Genomic DNA, 16,704 nt, shown 5'->3' with positions numbered 1-16,704 from the left:
AGGGAGATTGATGGAAATCCAAAAAGAATATCCTATGACTCAGGAAGGCTATAACAAACTTGAGGAAGAGTTAGAGTACCTAAAAACAGTTAAACGTCCTGAAGTTGTAGAAAAAATTAAAGTCGCACGTAGCTTCGGAGACTTATCTGAGAACTCTGAATACGATGCAGCAAAAGACGAACAAGGTTTCGTTGAACAGGAGATCACAAAAATTGAAATGATGCTGCGTCATGCAAACATCATCTCGGATAACGGTTCAAAATCTGAAGTACAGCTCGGCCGTACAGTCAAATTTGTAGAGATACCTGACGGTGACGAAGAATCATATATGATTGTTGGTTCAGCTGAAGCAGATCCGTTTGAAGGAAAAATTTCCAATGAATCACCTATCGCAAAATCATTGCTTGGTAAACAAGTCAATGACGAAATCAATGTACCGTTACCGAACGGTAATGAAATGCGCGTGAAAATTGTAGAAATCAGCTAATACATGACGATAACGCCTTGGCGCCTGCAGAGCGATGCAGATGCGTTCAGGGCGTTCATATTAGCAGTTTATTGAGGAGGCAGTTATGCTGGGAATCATCGGAGCAATGCAGGAAGAAGTAGAGATTTTAAAACAAGATATAGAGAACATGGAGACCATTCAACTTGCACATGTAGAAGTATATACGGGTATACTGTACGGTCAAGAGGTCGTATTGATGCAGAGTGGAATCGGTAAAGTTAATGCCGCTATCTGCACGACACTGCTGATTGAAAACTATCAGCCGGAAGCGATCATCAATACAGGATCCGCTGGTGGTCTTGGCAGCGGCCTTGCAGTCGGAGATATCGTTATCAGTAAAGACGTGCTGCATCATGATGCGGATGCAACAGAATTTGGCTATGCATTAGGGCAAATACCCGGCATGCCACTTTATTATGCGGCAGATGCAGAACTGATGGCACTTGCCGAGCAGGCAATTGACACGCATGGCTTGACTGCTCATACTGGTCTTATCGTGTCCGGTGACAGCTTTATCGGAACACTTGAGAAAAAGGAGCAGATCATTACCCATTTCCCTGATGTTCTGGCTGTTGAGATGGAAGCAGCAGCGGTGGCACAAGTATGCCATCAGTATCATGTACCATTCATTATTACGCGTGCAGTATCTGATCTTGCAAATAGTGAGGCGGGGATGACCTTTGATGAGTTTCTGAAAGTCGCTTGCGTCTCCTCAAGTAAAATTGTAAAATCATTAATAGAAACTATTGCGGATAAAGGAGGCACATTATGATTTATATTATGGCATTATCTGTTGTTGTCACTGCTATCATCGGATTCCTCATCTACTCTGAGACAGAAGTAGAGCGCGGCGAAAGAGAAGTTATCGAATAGTGTTCAACCCCAATTCCAATGGAGTTGGGGTTTCTATGTGAATGAGTTACTATTATAATGGGTATGAAATAAATGAGGAATGATAGAGGTGAAACAATGGGAATATTTAAAAAGTATTTGTTACCGAGTAAATATGCAAAAAATATATTTGAAATTACTCCTGAGGAATTGAAAGGTCGCGGGGTAAAAGCGATCATTACTGATCTTGATAATACGCTTGTCGGTTGGGATGTAGAACTAGCGACTGATGAAGTCGTAGAATGGTTCAATAGCATGAGCGATGAAGATATCAAGGTGACCATTGTCTCCAACAATAACGAAGCACGCGTGGCATCATTTGCGACACCGCTTAAAGTGGACTATATTTTCAATGCTAGAAAACCGATGGGTGCTGCATTTAAAAAAGCGTGCCGGGCAATGGGCGTCAAACCTGAAGAAACGGTCGTTATCGGTGATCAGATGATGACTGATGTGCTGGCAGCGAATTCAAATGGGTTTTATTCGATTATGGTCGTACCTGTCAAATCCAATGATGAATGGAAGACGAGGGTCAATCGTATGATGGAGCGGCGGTTTCTCGCATATTTCAAACGAAAAGGATATATCAACTGGAAAGAGTAGACATGCAGTGTGCACGTCTTTTTTAAGGAAACTTTAAGGAATTTAGACAAATTTGGCAGGACATTACATGTTATAATAGGAGTAAGAGTCAATGAAAGGAGCTAAGTGATGCGCTACTTTTTGATTGGATTAGTGATGATGATTGTTCTTTGTATCATTCTTTACTTTGTACTTTCAAAGTTATATGACTATATATCATTTAGAAGCGGCTCGGAAGAAATCAGACGCGAGCAGCAGCAGCAGCGTTATGAAATGGCGCTTGAAAAAGAGCGGCTTATTCAGCGCAAGGCAGCACTTGAACATGCCATTGATGTAAGGAGCCAGCATTTTCAGCAGATGTCTGAAATCAAACAATTAGAAAAGGAGCTTAATGAAATCAATGAAACCATCGAAACCATCGAAACCCGTCAACCGTAAATCGTTGTTACTGACGACTTTAATAGGAGGGCTGCTTGTCATAGGGGCAATCATTCTATATATGTGTATTGAAAAAGTGCCGCAAGGGCATCAGGCAGTCATCTATTCAGTAAGCGGAGTCAAAGAAGAAACGAAACCTGCAGGCTGGCATTTCATATCCCCGCTTGATAAAGCAATCCACTATCCGATAAGAACACAGACAAAGGAATATAACGACTTAAACGTAGCAACATCAGACGGTAAAAATTTAAATATGGATATCAGTGTCAACTACCATGTCGATCCAACAAAAGTCGTCGATATATTCAATAAATTTGGTAACGCTGATATACAAGGGTTGGAATACGGATTTTTAAGAACACGTGTACAGGATGGGCTGCGTCAATCGGTCGCTAAGTATTCTGTTATAGAAACATTTGGTGTGAAGACCGGTGAAATCAAAAAATCAACGTTAGAAATGCTGCAGGATAATTTGACGAAGCAGGGCTTCATCGTAGAAGATATTGCGATTTCCAGTCCAAAGGCTGATAAAGCGACTCAAGAAGCCATCGATGAGCGTGTCAAAGCAAACCAGGAATTAGAACGTGCTAAGACTGACCGAGCAATCGCTGAAGAAAATGCGAAGAAGAAGAAGATTGAAGCAGAAGGTCAGGCAGAAGCCAATGAAATTCTAGAGAAATCATTATCCGACCGCATTATTCGTAAACAAATGATCGATAAATGGGACGGCAAACAGCCGATTACGATCGGTGGTGAAGGTGTCATTGTTGATGTCAATAAATAGCTCAAAAGCTCTCAAATGTTGAGAGCTTTTGTTTTTCTTCATAAAGAGTAACGTACTGTCCTGAGCAGTGACCACTGCTATCATGGTATTCATGCGGAAGGTCGGTTAATACATGACACGGACAAGGCGAGCAAAGAGATTCTGACTAATGCAGAGTCAACGCCGAACTGATCTTCGATTCCAGCGAGCAGAGCCGTCAAATATTTATCAGTATAAATGAGCTGACAGCTGATAAAAAATTTTTAGAAGGGGTATATATCAAATATGACAAAGTAAAAAAGGGAGAAAAAGATGAATTTAAATGAAGATTTATTATACAATTACTTGGACAGCATTTCCAAAGAAGGCACGTTTGATTCAAGTAAAGTGAATATGCAATCCGAAAGGTTTAACGATGAAATCGACTATTTATTCGATAATGAACTCGTTGACGGCGACAAATCTGCCTATCAGCAGAATGGGTCATATAATGTCCAATCAATGAATGATTTGAAATTGACTCAGCAAGGTCAGTCTATGCTTGAGAAACTCGAGAATAGATGGTAAAATAATAAGCTCCAGTAGGCTGGAGCTTATATCTTTGATTTTTCAATGAAATCATATACAATAAGTGATAATAATTATGCGGGTGTAGTTAAATGGTATAACCTCAGCCTTCCAAGCTGATGTCGTCGGTTCGATTCCGATCACCCGCTTCTTGAAGTCCCGGGAATCTCCCGGGACTTTTTGCGGTGAATAGTTCTTTTTTCATTCCATTACTTATGTGTTAAAATAATAAGGGCTATAGGAAAAGTTCGTAATAGGAGGAATATGATTGTCGAATGAAATGAGATGTATCGGCTGTGGAGCTGTGCTTCAGAGTGATGATGTGACTAAAGCGGGTTACGTGCCGCCATCAAGCCTGAACAAAGAGGACGTAATATGCAAACGCTGCTTTAGGCTGAAGCATTATAACGAAATTCAGGATGTCAATATGACAAGTGATGATTTCTTGACCATGCTGAATGCACTGGGTGATAGAGAAGGGGTTATCGTCAATGTGATCGATGTATTTGATTTTCAAGGGTCATGGATCAATGGACTGAAACGGATTGTCGGTAATAAGAAAGTGATTCTTGCTGCTAACAAAATAGACCTTCTCCCAAAACTCATCAATAAAAACAGAGTAGAGTTATGGATCAAACACCTCGCAAAAGAACTGGGCATGAAGCCTGAAGAAGTGGTGCTGATATCTGCTGTTAAAAATCAAGGGATAGATGAACTGCTGGCAGCAATAGAACAGCAGCGCAATGGCAAGGATGTCTATATAGTAGGGACGACCAATGTCGGTAAATCAACATTGATCAATAAATTAATTGAACGAAGTATCGGAGAGAAAGATGTCATCACGACTTCTCATTTTCCAGGCACAACGCTCGACTTAATTGATATCCCGTTAGGCGACGGAACATTTATGTATGATACACCGGGGATTATTCAAGCGCATCAAATGACGCACTATGTAACAGACGAAGAGCTGAAGGTCATTATGCCGAAAGAAGAAATCAAACCACGCAATTATCAGTTGAACGAGGGACAGACATTATTTTTAGGCGGTCTCGTACGTGTTGATTATGTCACTGGCGGCAGACGAAGCTTGAATTGTTTCGTGTCCAATAGGTTGAACATTCATCGTACAAAAACAGTGAACGCAGAAGACTTATGGCATCGTCAGATTGGTGAACTACTTGTTCCCCCCGGCAGTAAATCATTTGACTTCGATGCTGTCAGACGTCATACGCTGTCCGTCAAGGATAAGAAACAAGATATTATTATTTCAGGTCTTGGATTTATTACAGTTGATGAAGGTGCAGTGATCAATTTATATGCACCGAAACAAGTAGATGTCTATTTAAGACCAAGTATATTGTAGGTGATTTAATGAACTTTGCAGTGATCGGCCATCCGATCAAACATTCACTGTCACCAGTTATGCATCAGGCAAATTTTGATGCGGCTCATCTTCAGCACACATATATTGCACTGGATATTGCTCCGCAGCATTTCCATCATATTAGAGATATTATCACTGACAAAACATTAGACGGATTCAATGTGACTATTCCTTTCAAATCAGATATCATATCTTATCTGGATGAGATAGATGAAGAAGCGGCAGTAATTGGTGCTGTCAATACAGTGAAAATCATTGACGGACGATGGACAGGTTACAATACCGATGGCAGTGGATTTGTAGAAAGTGTATCTCAAAATTTTGGATGGACCGATCTGTCTGAGCTCAACGTGCTGATATTAGGTGCAGGAGGTGCGAGTAAAGGAATAGCTTATGCACTGTCGATGAGAGGTGCAAATGTTATAGTCGCCAACCGGTCGCTTCATCGCTTTGACGACTGGTCCTTTCCAGTCCATACGATTGCGCTTGATGCGGTCAATGATGTCATGACTGATGTAGATTTGTTGATTAACACGACACCAATAGGTATGACCGGTTTTGAGGAGAATGTACTATGTGATCTCAGTACACTTAAGCCTTCAGCAAAAGTGGCAGATATCATCTATACACCAAGAGTGACACCATTTCTCAGGCAGGCCGAGAGATACAGCCTTGCTGTCATGAATGGTCTCGACATGTTTGTCAATCAAGGAGCACAGAGCTTTGAAATTTGGACTGAACAACACGCAGACAGAATGGTAATGAAAAGTCGCGTTATTAAAGAACTATAAGGAGGTAACTATGTTAACTGGAAAGCAGAAGCGATATTTGAGAGCGAAAGCACATCACATTGATCCGATTTTTCAAGTAGGCAAAGGTGGCATCAATGATAACTTGATTGATCAGTTGAACGATGCACTTGAAAAACGTGAGCTGATCAAAGTCAGTGTGCTTCAAAACAATATGGATGAGAAAGATCGGCTGGCTGAAGATATGGCACGCCGTGTTTACGGTGAACTCGTACAGATCATCGGCTCAACCATCATTCTCTATAAACCATCAAAGAATCATAAGAAGATTGAACTGCCAAGATGATGATTTTATATGGTGGGTCATTTGATCCGATTCACATTGGACACATGATTGTTGCTAATGAAGTCTACGAGGCGTTTCAACCCGATCGGTTTATTTTCATACCTGCCAGACAAAGTCCGCTGAAAAGTAGACGCACAGTGGCAACTGACCAGCAAAGGCTGACAATGCTTGAAACAGCGACTGCAGTTCTAGGCTTCGGTGAAGTATCATCAATGGAAATCAACCGTTCAGGTGATAGTTATACTTACGACACTGTACTGCAGTTGAGCAGAGAAAATGACGATATCGCTGTCATCATTGGGACAGATCAATGGCTGCAGCTTGACAAGTGGTATCGAATCGATGAATTAAAGCAGCTATGCCGCTTTATTGTTGTCAATCGCGAAACAGAATTCAATGAAGTGTCCGGTGACGATATTTCATTTCAAATCCCGAGAATCGATGTCAGCTCTACTGAAATTAGAAGAAGGTTGAACGAAGGAGAAACAGTGAAATTCTGGCTTGATTCTGATGTTCATGCCTTTATCCGAAAGGAAAAAATCTATGAAAAAAAAGAGAGCAATTAAACTAGTAGAAGAAAAACTTCCTAAAAAAAGATATGAACATTCGTTGAGAGTAGCTGAAACTGGATTGAAGATGGCGGAACTGTTCAACGGCGATAAAGACAAAGTAGAATTGGCAGGCATCCTTCATGACTATGCTAAGTATGATGACCTTGCCATGATGTATCAGCAGGTCACTCAATATGACCTCGACCATGAGTTGCTAGCCTATAATTCAGAGATTCTTCACGGTCCTATCGCTGCTTCGATAATGAAGTATGAGCATGGGTTGGAAGACGAAGAAGTACTGCAGGCGATTTATAATCATACGACCGGCCGTAAACAGATGACACTGACTGAAAAAATCATCTTTGTTGCAGATTACATTGAACCTGAACGTAAGCAGCCTGGTGTGGATGACATTAGAAAGATAATTTTTGATGAGAAAAAGTTGGACAAAGCCATCTATGAAATTTCTAAAAGAACGGTTTCTTACTTACTGGAAAGCGACAAATGCATTTACCCGAGAACGATTGAGTGTTTAAATTACTATAACTTAGAAAAATAAAAAGGATTGAGTGAATGGATTCAAAACAACTTTTACAATTAGCAGTCGAGGCATGTGATGACAAACGTGCTGAAGAAATTTTAGCGATAGATGTCAAAGAAATCAGCGGTATCACGGATTATTTTCTGATCTGTCATGCTAATTCTGATAGACAAGTGCAGGCAATTGCACGGGAAGTTAAAGATCAAGCTCATAAAAATGGACTGGATGTCAATAGACTGGAAGGGTTCAATGAGGCCCGGTGGATACTGATTGACCTTGGTGACGTTGTGGTTCATGTGTTCCACAAAGAAGAGCGCGGCTATTATAACCTTGAACGCTTATATCGTGATGCAGAGTTCATTGAGTTTGAACAGGTAGACTAATGGCATATGAAGCATTTGCGGCGCTCTATGACCGTCTTATGTACGATCAGCCTTATCATCAATGGCTTGAATTGACTGAACCTTATTTTAAGAATAGTGGATCCGTACTGGATCTTGGCTGTGGAACGGGGAGTTTTACTACGTTAATTCCTCAATCATTGACAAGAGTAGGGGTTGATTTAAGCGAAGACATGCTTGCTGTTGCTGCACAGAAAGACCCGTCTGTCCACTGGGTGGCACAGGACATCACGACTCTTGACCTTGGTATGTCGTTCGATCTTATTACTTGTTATTGTGATAGTCTGAACTATATTACTGCCGAAGAAGACGTGCTTGATGTATTCAGACAGGTCAAAAAGCATCTATCAGCAGATGGGACCTTTATATTTGATGTTCATTCAGAATGGAAGATGACCCATCTATTTGATGGGGAAACCTATACCGACGACACTGAAGATGTGACTTATATTTGGAATACCTTTCCTGGTGAAGAAGCGCACAGTGTCTGGCATGAATTATCGTTCTTTGTCAAAGATAACAATGGCAAATATGATCGTTTTGATGAAACTCATTTTCAGCGGACTTTTTCGCGTGGGACTTATGAACGGTTGTTATCGGAAGCGGGTCTTCGTGTCACTCAAGTATTTGCCGATTTTGACCCTGAAGAGACAATCGCTGAAGAACCGGAAAGGTTATTCTTTGTAGTGAAACATGCATGAAATTGAATTTTATTTGTGACAGAAAAAATAATAATCAGCATCTCTACCGATAATAAGGTGGAGGTGTTTTTTTATGGACGCTATCAAACAGTTATATCATCAGCATAAGGGTAAGATAGGCATTTTTCTGCTGCTGGCTATCGGTGCTTTCATCTTCTATAATTTCACACAGCACAAGCCTGAGCAGAATCTTGATCAACAGATAACTGTTAAGTCTGAACCCGTAAAATCACTAGAATCTGTCAGTTCAGAAGAGAAGCCGAAAGATATGATGGTAGACGTCAAAGGTGCTGTAAAATACAGCGGTGTCTATCCTGCCAAAAAGTCTCAGCGAGTCAACGATATCATTAAACTGGCAGTACCGCTTAAAAATGCTGATATTCAAGCAATCAATCTTGCAGCGGTCATTACTGATCAGATGGTGATATATGTCCCTTTCAAAGGGGAGGTTGCAGGTAACAAATTTGATATGTATCATCAACCAGCTGCGCAGTCATCCGAACAGCAGACCGTAAACATCAACACAGCCGGCGAAAGTGAACTACAGAACATACCCGGGATAGGTCCGAAGAAAGCTCAGGATATTTTGATGTACCGCGAGCAGCACGGTGGATTTAAGTCCAAGGAGGAAATGAAGGAAATTAAAGGCATTGGTGATAAAACTTATATGACTCTTGAACCATTTATAGAATTGTAATTCACCTTTAGATTGCTTAAAATAAAGGCATGAATAGGGGGAATTATCATGGAACGAATTAAATGGCAGGATTATTTTATGGCACAGAGTCAACTGCTGGCTTTGAGATCGACTTGTGCCAGACTAGGTGTAGGAGCGACCATCGTTAAAGATAATCGTATCATTGCTGGAGGATACAATGGCTCTGTTTCAGGTGATGCGCATTGCATAGAGGTCGGCTGCTATGTTGAAGAAGGACATTGCATCCGCACAGTCCATGCAGAGATGAATGCCTTTCTTCAATGCGCTAAGATGGGTGTGTCTACTGAAGGTGCTGAACTCTATGTCACGCATTTTCCGTGCATCCACTGTACGAAATCTATCATTCAAGCAGGCATCAAAAAGATTTACTATGCTCAGGATTATAGAAACCATCCGTATGCGATTGAATTGCTGTTAAAAGCAGGAATACAGGCTGAGAAAATTCCTTTTGATGCAGAAAGAACGGCTTCTTACTTTATGACTATGGAATAGGGGGATACATGTGTGGCTGAATAGTGCTTTCAGTGCATTGATTGGAATAATGCTCACGACCTCACCATTTGCTGCATGTGTCTTACTCGTTGTGTTGGTGATCCATCTCTTCATCAAGAAAACACTAGCACATATTTTCTTTTATCTTGTCATCATTATTGTCTTTTTTATTATTTGCACGTTCCGCACACCCATACTTTCTGAATTCAATTGGGAAGATGACAAAATAGGTGATTACGCGGGCAGGGTTATTTTTGACGATCAGCTCAATTTAGACGGAGAAGTGCTGACAGGAGCGATGAATGCTTCAGGAGAACAGCTGCAGTTTAACTATTATATCGGTTCTGAACAAGAACAGATCCTGATTAAGAAGCGCATGCCGTACTTCAGCAGCTGTCCTGTTCAGATGTCTATTCATCGACCGCTGCCAAATACTAACGGCCTTAAGTTTAATTACGACGAATATTTAGCAAACCAAGGGTTACGCTATACAGCACAAGTAACAGCCCTCTCATTAACTGAATGTCAACCCGTCCAATTAAACTTCATTGACTCGATTAAATGGTATCGCGTAACGCTCGTTGATAGAATGATGGAACTACCTTTCGATAAAATGTCCTACGTTGTTGCGCTCACATTAGGTGATACGCGCTACCTTTCTCACAATGAGCTTGCAGAATTAAAAACGCTCGGTATTTATCATCTCTATGCCATCAGTGGGTCTCATGTTGCACTGCTTACAGTTCAGCTTCTGTTTGTTTTTAAACGCCTGTATCTACCTCTAATTTACAGTACCGGGGCGATCATGGCCTTGCTGCCTGCCTATGCCCTGTTGACAGGATTCTCTCCTTCGGTTTTAAGAGCTTCCTTATTTATTGCGCTATACATGATGTTGAAGCGGTGGGGGATGACGCTGCTCGATAGTCTGGCGCTATCATTCATTATCTTTCTTCTATATGATATTCATCTCATAAACGATATCGGCTTTCAGCTGTCCTATATGATTTCCTTTGTCCTTGTTTTTACAGACCGTCTGTTTGACAAAAAATCTCCGCTTGTTATCTTTTTAATGACTACTTTTATTGCTCAACTGTCCAGCTTTCCAGTCATCCTTCTACATTTTAATACTATTCAATGGAGTGGATTGATCACCAATCTGCTATTTGTGCCGTTTTTTAATATTTTGATGTTCCCGGCCTGTACGTTGCTGCTGCTGATGACAATGATCTTTAACGCTCATCCGCCGGTTGTCTTTAATATGCTCTCAATCCTTTTCACTATCAATGATCACTTAGTTGCATTTTTTTCTGCATTGAATATGGGTGAGACTGTTATCGCTAATCAGCAGGGAATCTGCTATATCATCGTTGCAGCTTTCTTTTATTATGCTGTTGCTATCGGCTACCGTTCTGTTGTTAAAAGTATGGCGGCGATGCTCATTTACTGCCTATTGATTGTCGGCTGGTCTCAGCTGCAGGTCCCGCACGACAGCATTACTTTTGTCGATGTCGGTCAAGGTGACAGTACAATCATCGAAAGTAAGCGTCACGTGATGGTCATCGATACTGGAGGTAAAATGCAGTTCGATGATGCGCCGTGGAAGCAACGCCGCAAGCAGTCAACTATTGCAGAGTTCTCAATTATCCCGATGTTAACTGAGCGCGGCTATCAGCAAATAGATTACTTGCTGTTGACACATCCTGATCAGGACCATTTCGGTGAAGCTGTAGAATTGCTGCAACGATTTGACGTGAAGAACTTGATTCTTAACCCTGAAGCAGCAGGAGCAGAAAAATATAAAGAGACAATAGCAGTAGCAGAGAAGCGGCAGACACGTGTCATTGATGTGCGCAGATTGACGAGTCTCACTGTCGGAAATGCTCAAGTGAGTGTTATGAATTCTGACTATCAATCTGCAGAAGAGAATGACAGCAGCGTTATTACGACTGTGAAATTAGGTCAGCGCCGTTACTTATTGATGGCAGATCTGCCGATTGCTCGAGAAGAATCGGTCATGCAGTTGTGCCGCAGTATTGATGTGTTGAAAGTCGGACACCACGGCAGCGACACAAGTACTTCTGATGCACTTCTTGACTGTATCCAACCCCAATTGGCCGTTATTTCAGCAGGTCGAAACAACCGCTTCGGTCACCCTCACGAAAGTGTCATTCAGCGCTTACAGCAAAGACATATTCAAGTCATGTCGACGCAGCAGCAGGGTAAGATTGAGATTGTGGATGATGTATTACAGACAGGAAAAACAGCATTAAAAAAAGCCAGACAATAATGTCCGGCTTTAAGAAGACTGTGCAGATATTATGGAAGTAAGGCAAAGATTTGGGCGATGATATAGATAACTGCAAATGTTGCAAATCCAGTTCCAAATGCCAGCACTGAGTCTTTAACGTCATTGTTTTTAGACTGTACGTCTTTTTCGAAATGATTCATTTCATCAACCTCCAATTCCCTCTAAGTATATGATAACTTAACAAAAAAAGCTATAATGAAATTAAGATTTAGTAAAGGAGCAGTTATTTTGAAAGCTATAACATTAAATTACGGTGTCGTACCTGAACTGATAACGAAAAAAACACAGGACATAGTGGATGAATTACTGCCGGAACAAGATGATTTTAATTTTGCTAAATATGATCTTCACGAAGTACCGATTCAAGCCATCATTGAAGACGCATTGACCGTCCCTTTCTTAAGTGACTACAAAGTGATTGTCGTGAAAAACAGCTATCTCTTCACAGGTGAGAAGCAGAAGACTGCTGTTGAGCACAATATGGATGCGCTTGTAGAGTTTATCACACAATTTGATGGACCGAATTATGTCATTTTTGAAGTGACTAATGAAAAACTCGATGAACGAAAAAAAATCGTCAAACTGATAAAAAAAGAGCGGACAATCAATAAAATCGAAGCGATGGATGAAGCTGCATTAAAGCAATGGATCAGAAAAACGCTGAATGAGCAGTTCAAAGATATAAAGCAGGATGCGCTCGATGAACTCATACAGTTGACCGGTGCTGATTTCAAGCTGATTACTAATGAGCTTGAAAAGTTACTGCTGTATATCGGCGATGAATCCATCATTGTATTGAGTCATGTCAAACTCATTGTTTCTCGGAGTCTCGAGCAGAATGTCTTTTTGCTGACGGACTATATCACGACCCAGCGAAAGAAAGAGGCAGTCATGCTGCTGCATGATCTGATCAACATGAAGGAAGAACCTATTAAACTGCTGGCATTGATCAGCGGCCAGTACCGGCTGTTCTATCAGACAAAAATTTTAAATCAAAAAGGATTCAGTGAAGCTCAGATTGCCAAAAGCTTGAAAATACATCCTTATCGTGTCAAACTCGCACTTAGAAAATCAGCACGCATGAATTTAAGCAGTATATTGTCGACGATGGAACAGTGTACGGAAACTGATTATCAACTCAAGTCATCATATATGGATAAAGTGTTGATTCTTGAATTATTTATTCTCAGCGTATAAACAAAGGCCCTGCGAAAGATTCGCAGGGCCTTATGATATAGATTAGTTAGAACGCATTACTTGTGATTTTAAACGTCCAGCTTTGTTAGCATGGATTAAGTTGTTTTTAGCAGCTTTGTCAATTTTCTTAACAGCTAACGTTACTAATTCTTGTTTATTATCAGCGTTGTTTTCAACGGCAGCTTTTGCGTTTTTCACTGCAGTACGCATATCGTTCTTTTGAGAGATATTAGCGTCTTGAGCTTTTTGACTTGTAGTCACGCGTTTAATAGCAGATTTAATGTTTGGCATGATGTCACCTCCTAATAATGAGTAACAGGTACAATTTCTTTGCAACAAGAAATATTTTATCAAAATTAACGGCTATATGCAATCGTTATTTTAAAATGGATTGAAGTCGCTGTTTTATCTTGCTATAATCAATTGTATTGACTAAGAAAGAAAGTTGGTTCTACGAATGAACAATGGAGAGCGTCTGAAGAGACAGGAAAAGATAAGAAATTTCTCAATCATCGCCCATATTGACCACGGCAAATCGACATTAGCAGATAGAATATTAGAGAACACTAAATCCGTTGCGAGCCGTGAAATGAAAGCACAGCTGCTCGATTCGATGGATCTGGAACGTGAGCGCGGAATTACCATTAAATTGAATGCTGTTCAATTGAATTATACAGCAAAAGACGGTGAAACGTATATCTTCCACTTGATTGATACGCCTGGACACGTCGACTTTACTTATGAAGTGTCACGAAGTCTTGCAGCATGTGAAGGTGCTATCCTTGTAGTAGATGCTGCACAAGGTATTGAAGCTCAGACGTTGGCCAACGTTTATCTGGCGCTGGATAACAATCTTGAACTTATTCCGGTCATCAATAAGATTGATCTGCCGGCAGCAGAGCCTGAACGTGTCAAGCAGGAGATAGAGGACGTCATTGGTTTAGATGCTTCTGACGCCGTACTCGCCTCAGCTAAAGCTAATATCGGTATAGAAGAAATACTTGAGCAGATCGTTGAACTTGTTCCACCGCCTGAAGGTGATCCTGAAGCGCCGCTGAAAGCATTGATTTTTGACAGTGCATTTGATGCATACCGTGGTGTTATTTCCTCAATCCGTATCATCGACGGTACGGTGAAAGCAGGTGACAGAATCAAGATGATGTCAACCGGCAAAGAATTTGAAGTGGTCGAAGTCGGTATCAACACGCCGAAACAGCTTCCAGTTGCTGAACTGACAGTCGGGGATGTAGGGTATATTACTGCCTCCATTAAAAATGTAGCGGATTCAAGTGTCGGTGATACCATCACGCTTGCAAGTAATCCGGCAGCTGTACCACTGCAAGGTTATAAGAAGATGAATCCGATGGTGTTCTGCGGAATATATCCGATTGATACAGGACGATATAATGATCTGCGTGAAGCACTGGAAAAGTTGCAGTTAAATGATGCATCATTGGAATTTGAAGCAGAGACATCACAGGCGCTCGGTTTCGGTTTCCGTGTAGGATTCCTCGGACTCCTGCATATGGAGATTATCCAGGAGCGGATTGAACGTGAATTTGGTATTGAACTCATCGCCACAGCACCTTCCGTTATTTATAAATGTTTGATGACAGATAAAAGTGAAGTGATTGTTGATAATCCGTCAAAAATGCCGGACCCTCAAAAAATAGACAGCATCTTTGAACCGTACGTCAAAGCAAGTATCATGGTGCCTAATGATTATGTAGGATCAGTGATGGAGCTGTGTCAGAAGAAACGCGGGAACTTCCAGACGATGGATTACCTGGATGATATTCGAGTGAACATTATATACGAAATTCCGTTGTCAGAAATCGTCTTTGATTTCTTTGATCAGCTGAAATCCAATACAAAGGGCTATGCATCGTTTGACTATGAACTGATCGGCTATAAAGAAAGCCGCCTTGTCAAAATGGACATTTTACTGAACGGTGATACAGTTGATGCACTGAGCTTCATCGTCCATAGAGACTTTGCTTATGACCGCGGAAAAGTCATTGTAGAAAAATTAAAGACATTGATTCCGAGACAGCAGTTTGAAGTGCCTATCCAGGCAGCTATTGGTCAGAAGATTGTGGCACGGACTAACATCAAATCAATGGGTAAAAATGTACTGGCAAAATGTTACGGTGGTGATATCAGCCGTAAACGTAAACTACTTGAAAAGCAAAAAGCAGGTAAAGCGAAGATGAAATCTGTAGGTTCAGTTGAAATCCCGCAGGAGGCATTCCTTGCTGTGCTTAAAATGGATGACGAATAACTAGATGATGCACGACGCCCCGGCGTCGTGCATTGTCCGTTACAACTGAAGAAGAGGTGACTAAATGACGAGCTTATATGTTCATATTCCATTTTGCAATCGTATTTGTACGTACTGTGATTTCAACAAGTTTTTAATCAAAAATCAGCCGGTTGATCAGTATATTGATTGCCTCATCCAAGAATTAGCAGCTATTAATGACACGATATTGACCACATTGTTCATCGGCGGCGGTACACCGACCGCACTCACAGTCGAACAGCTTGAGAAGCTGCTGTCATATATAAGCAGGCGTTTTACAATCACTGACGAATTCTCGATGGAAGCGAATCCTGATGAACTGACGAGCGATAAAATTGCTGTTATGAAGCGCTATGGGGTGAACCGACTAAGTTTAGGTGTACAGACATTCGACAACGAGCTGCTGAAGCTGCTTGGAAGAACGCACGAAGAAGCTGACATCAAAGCTGCGGTGGATGCTGCGAAATCTCTTGGCATAGAATCAGTCAGCATAGATTTAATGTATGATCTGCCGACACAGACACTGGAACAAGTGAAAAAGGATCTCGACAAAGCCATGGCATTGAATATTGATCATATTTCAAGCTATTCCTTAATTCTTGAGCCGAAGACCCAGTTCTATAATCAGTATCGTAAAGGAATGCTCCAGCTGCCTGACGAAACGTTAGCGGCTGAAATGTATGATTATACCATTAAACGACTTGCGCAATCTGACTTCAGGCAGTATGAAATATCTAATTTTGCGAAAGCAGGTCATGAGTCACATCATAATATGGTGTATTGGCAGAATAAGGAGTATTACGGCGCAGGTGCAGGAAGTCACGGTTATATTAACGGGATCCGTTATTATAATGTCGGGCCGGTGCCGCACTATATAAAAGCGATGGAGACTCAAGGGACAGCAGTGAAAGAGCGGCACCCTGTGACGACTGAAGAGTCGATGGAAGAATTTATGTTTCTTGGACTGCGAATGAACAGCGGCGTATCTAAAACAATGTTTGAACAACGGTACGGCATACCGATGGATGACATTTTTAAGGATGTACTCAATGAGTTGACTCAGCAGGGCCTTATTACTGACGAATATCAACAGATTGCTTTGACACCAGCCGGCCGGATGATCGGTAATGAGGTCTTTGAGAAGTTCCTGCTTTCAGTATAAAGCAGGACTCTTTTTATAGTTAAAAATAATTTGAAAAGGACGAATTCAAAATCTTGACTTACTTTGACTAATTTGATAAATTTGTATTAGCACTTGAGGT

General features: G+C 41.1%; 21 protein-coding genes and 1 tRNA gene. 20 read left to right on the top strand and 2 right to left on the bottom strand.

The window, feature by feature from the left end; genetic code table 11:
- The first annotated feature begins 10 nt into the window (after positions 1–10).
- The 17 genes from greA (at position 11) to AC3IPL_RS06415 (ending at position 11,922) form a co-directional block, all read left to right on the top strand.
- Positions 11–487: a transcription elongation factor GreA gene (gene greA, locus AC3IPL_RS06495; RefSeq protein ID WP_489239956.1), complete on the top strand. Its 477-nt coding sequence runs from the start codon at positions 11–13 to the stop codon at positions 485–487.
- Between the two features lie 85 nt (positions 488–572).
- Positions 573–1,280 (top strand): 5'-methylthioadenosine/S-adenosylhomocysteine nucleosidase, encoded by a 708-nt coding sequence (mtnN, locus tag AC3IPL_RS06490; RefSeq protein WP_489239954.1) that lies wholly within the window; start codon positions 573–575, stop codon positions 1,278–1,280.
- A gap of 197 nt (positions 1,281–1,477) precedes the next feature.
- Complete coding sequence (locus AC3IPL_RS06485) at positions 1,478–2,002, top strand: YqeG family HAD IIIA-type phosphatase (RefSeq protein ID WP_489239951.1); 525 nt, start codon at positions 1,478–1,480, stop codon at positions 2,000–2,002.
- Positions 2,003–2,110: 108 nt separating this feature from the next.
- Positions 2,111–2,419 carry a hypothetical protein gene (locus AC3IPL_RS06480; protein ID WP_489239949.1) on the top strand — a complete coding sequence of 103 codons (309 nt, stop codon included), beginning with the start codon at positions 2,111–2,113 and terminating at the stop codon, positions 2,417–2,419.
- The gene (locus AC3IPL_RS06475) at positions 2,373–3,203 is read left to right on the top strand and encodes a prohibitin family protein (protein ID WP_489239947.1); all 831 of its coding nucleotides are present in this window, start codon (positions 2,373–2,375) and stop codon (positions 3,201–3,203) included. Before AC3IPL_RS06480 ends, AC3IPL_RS06475 begins: the two co-directional genes overlap by 47 nt.
- Before the next feature lie 291 nt (positions 3,204–3,494).
- On the top strand, positions 3,495–3,749 hold the full coding sequence (locus tag AC3IPL_RS06470) for a hypothetical protein (RefSeq protein WP_489239945.1): 255 nt from the start codon (positions 3,495–3,497) through the stop codon (positions 3,747–3,749).
- 78 nt (positions 3,750–3,827) lie between these two features.
- A tRNA-Gly gene (locus tag AC3IPL_RS06465) sits at positions 3,828–3,898 on the top strand.
- Between the two features lie 119 nt (positions 3,899–4,017).
- Positions 4,018–5,115, top strand: a complete 1,098-nt coding sequence (gene yqeH, locus AC3IPL_RS06460) for a ribosome biogenesis GTPase YqeH (RefSeq protein WP_489239943.1) — start codon at positions 4,018–4,020, stop codon at positions 5,113–5,115.
- A gap of 8 nt (positions 5,116–5,123) precedes the next feature.
- Positions 5,124–5,927, top strand: coding sequence for a shikimate dehydrogenase (aroE, locus tag AC3IPL_RS06455; RefSeq protein ID WP_489239941.1), 804 nt, complete (start codon positions 5,124–5,126; stop codon positions 5,925–5,927).
- Between the two features lie 10 nt (positions 5,928–5,937).
- Positions 5,938–6,231: a ribosome assembly RNA-binding protein YhbY gene (yhbY, locus tag AC3IPL_RS06450; RefSeq protein ID WP_489239940.1), complete on the top strand. Its 294-nt coding sequence runs from the start codon at positions 5,938–5,940 to the stop codon at positions 6,229–6,231.
- Complete coding sequence (gene nadD, locus AC3IPL_RS06445; protein WP_489239938.1) at positions 6,228–6,797, top strand: nicotinate-nucleotide adenylyltransferase; 570 nt, start codon at positions 6,228–6,230, stop codon at positions 6,795–6,797. The genes yhbY and nadD overlap by 4 nt, the downstream gene beginning before the upstream one ends.
- Entirely contained in the window at positions 6,775–7,341 is a 567-nt protein-coding gene (gene yqeK, locus AC3IPL_RS06440) for a bis(5'-nucleosyl)-tetraphosphatase (symmetrical) YqeK (RefSeq protein WP_489239935.1), read from the top strand. Before nadD ends, yqeK begins: the two co-directional genes overlap by 23 nt.
- A 14-nt stretch (positions 7,342–7,355) precedes the next feature.
- Positions 7,356–7,706 carry a ribosome silencing factor gene (gene rsfS, locus AC3IPL_RS06435; protein ID WP_489239934.1) on the top strand — a complete coding sequence of 117 codons (351 nt, stop codon included), beginning with the start codon at positions 7,356–7,358 and terminating at the stop codon, positions 7,704–7,706.
- Positions 7,706–8,425, top strand: coding sequence for a class I SAM-dependent DNA methyltransferase (locus AC3IPL_RS06430; RefSeq protein ID WP_489239932.1), 720 nt, complete (start codon positions 7,706–7,708; stop codon positions 8,423–8,425). Before rsfS ends, AC3IPL_RS06430 begins: the two co-directional genes overlap by 1 nt.
- Before the next feature lie 73 nt (positions 8,426–8,498).
- Complete coding sequence (locus AC3IPL_RS06425; RefSeq protein ID WP_489239930.1) at positions 8,499–9,122, top strand: helix-hairpin-helix domain-containing protein; 624 nt, start codon at positions 8,499–8,501, stop codon at positions 9,120–9,122.
- A gap of 48 nt (positions 9,123–9,170) precedes the next feature.
- The gene (locus AC3IPL_RS06420) at positions 9,171–9,635 is read left to right on the top strand and encodes a ComE operon protein 2 (protein ID WP_489239928.1); all 465 of its coding nucleotides are present in this window, start codon (positions 9,171–9,173) and stop codon (positions 9,633–9,635) included.
- Between the two features lie 10 nt (positions 9,636–9,645).
- The gene (locus tag AC3IPL_RS06415; RefSeq protein WP_489239926.1) at positions 9,646–11,922 is read left to right on the top strand and encodes a DNA internalization-related competence protein ComEC/Rec2; all 2,277 of its coding nucleotides are present in this window, start codon (positions 9,646–9,648) and stop codon (positions 11,920–11,922) included.
- Positions 11,923–11,951: 29 nt separating this feature from the next.
- On the opposite strand, the gene AC3IPL_RS06410 is transcribed toward AC3IPL_RS06415, so the two are convergent.
- A complete protein-coding gene (locus AC3IPL_RS06410) occupies positions 11,952–12,083 on the bottom strand; it encodes a YqzM family protein (protein WP_489239924.1) in 132 nt (43 codons plus the stop codon).
- Between the two features lie 55 nt (positions 12,084–12,138).
- Here AC3IPL_RS06410 and holA point away from each other — a divergent pair, with 55 nt between their 5' ends.
- The gene (gene holA, locus AC3IPL_RS06405) at positions 12,139–13,140 is read left to right on the top strand and encodes a DNA polymerase III subunit delta (RefSeq protein ID WP_489239922.1); all 1,002 of its coding nucleotides are present in this window, start codon (positions 12,139–12,141) and stop codon (positions 13,138–13,140) included.
- A 42-nt stretch (positions 13,141–13,182) separates the two neighbouring features.
- Here holA and rpsT read toward each other — a convergent pair whose 3' ends face one another.
- Entirely contained in the window at positions 13,183–13,431 is a 249-nt protein-coding gene (rpsT, locus tag AC3IPL_RS06400) for a 30S ribosomal protein S20 (RefSeq protein WP_489239920.1), read from the bottom strand.
- A gap of 166 nt (positions 13,432–13,597) precedes the next feature.
- On the opposite strand from rpsT, the gene lepA reads away from it, so the two are divergent.
- On the top strand, positions 13,598–15,421 hold the full coding sequence (gene lepA, locus AC3IPL_RS06395; protein ID WP_489239918.1) for a translation elongation factor 4: 1,824 nt from the start codon (positions 13,598–13,600) through the stop codon (positions 15,419–15,421).
- Positions 15,422–15,485: 64 nt separating this feature from the next.
- The gene (hemW, locus tag AC3IPL_RS06390; protein ID WP_489239916.1) at positions 15,486–16,604 is read left to right on the top strand and encodes a radical SAM family heme chaperone HemW; all 1,119 of its coding nucleotides are present in this window, start codon (positions 15,486–15,488) and stop codon (positions 16,602–16,604) included.
- Positions 16,605–16,704 lie beyond the last annotated feature (100 nt).

Source organism: Macrococcus sp. GL_134, from assembly GCF_057834705.1.
Note: the sequence above shows the minus strand (reverse complement) of the source record. Positions and strands in the feature narration are given on the sequence as shown.

Excerpts from the sequence above, each read along its gene's own strand:
- greA (WP_489239956.1), top strand. The coding sequence starts at position 11 with ATGGAAATCCAAAAAGAATATCCTATGACTCAGGAAGGCTATAACAAA.
- mtnN (WP_489239954.1), top strand. The coding sequence starts at position 573 with ATGCTGGGAATCATCGGAGCAATGCAGGAAGAAGTAGAGATTTTAAAA.
- AC3IPL_RS06485 (WP_489239951.1), top strand. The coding sequence starts at position 1,478 with ATGGGAATATTTAAAAAGTATTTGTTACCGAGTAAATATGCAAAAAAT.
- AC3IPL_RS06480 (WP_489239949.1), top strand. The coding sequence starts at position 2,111 with ATGCGCTACTTTTTGATTGGATTAGTGATGATGATTGTTCTTTGTATC.
- AC3IPL_RS06475 (WP_489239947.1), top strand. The coding sequence starts at position 2,373 with ATGAAATCAATGAAACCATCGAAACCATCGAAACCCGTCAACCGTAAA.
- AC3IPL_RS06470 (WP_489239945.1), top strand. The coding sequence starts at position 3,495 with ATGAATTTAAATGAAGATTTATTATACAATTACTTGGACAGCATTTCC.
- aroE (WP_489239941.1), top strand. The coding sequence starts at position 5,124 with ATGAACTTTGCAGTGATCGGCCATCCGATCAAACATTCACTGTCACCA.
- yhbY (WP_489239940.1), top strand. The coding sequence starts at position 5,938 with ATGTTAACTGGAAAGCAGAAGCGATATTTGAGAGCGAAAGCACATCAC.
- nadD (WP_489239938.1), top strand. The coding sequence starts at position 6,228 with ATGATGATTTTATATGGTGGGTCATTTGATCCGATTCACATTGGACAC.
- yqeK (WP_489239935.1), top strand. The coding sequence starts at position 6,775 with ATGAAAAAAAAGAGAGCAATTAAACTAGTAGAAGAAAAACTTCCTAAA.
- rsfS (WP_489239934.1), top strand. The coding sequence starts at position 7,356 with ATGGATTCAAAACAACTTTTACAATTAGCAGTCGAGGCATGTGATGAC.
- AC3IPL_RS06430 (WP_489239932.1), top strand. The coding sequence starts at position 7,706 with ATGGCATATGAAGCATTTGCGGCGCTCTATGACCGTCTTATGTACGAT.
- AC3IPL_RS06425 (WP_489239930.1), top strand. The coding sequence starts at position 8,499 with ATGGACGCTATCAAACAGTTATATCATCAGCATAAGGGTAAGATAGGC.
- AC3IPL_RS06420 (WP_489239928.1), top strand. The coding sequence starts at position 9,171 with ATGGAACGAATTAAATGGCAGGATTATTTTATGGCACAGAGTCAACTG.
- AC3IPL_RS06410 (WP_489239924.1), bottom strand. The coding sequence starts at position 12,083 with ATGAATCATTTCGAAAAAGACGTACAGTCTAAAAACAATGACGTTAAA.
- holA (WP_489239922.1), top strand. The coding sequence starts at position 12,139 with ATGAAATTAAGATTTAGTAAAGGAGCAGTTATTTTGAAAGCTATAACA.
- rpsT (WP_489239920.1), bottom strand. The coding sequence starts at position 13,431 with ATGCCAAACATTAAATCTGCTATTAAACGCGTGACTACAAGTCAAAAA.
- lepA (WP_489239918.1), top strand. The coding sequence starts at position 13,598 with ATGAACAATGGAGAGCGTCTGAAGAGACAGGAAAAGATAAGAAATTTC.
- hemW (WP_489239916.1), top strand. The coding sequence starts at position 15,486 with ATGACGAGCTTATATGTTCATATTCCATTTTGCAATCGTATTTGTACG.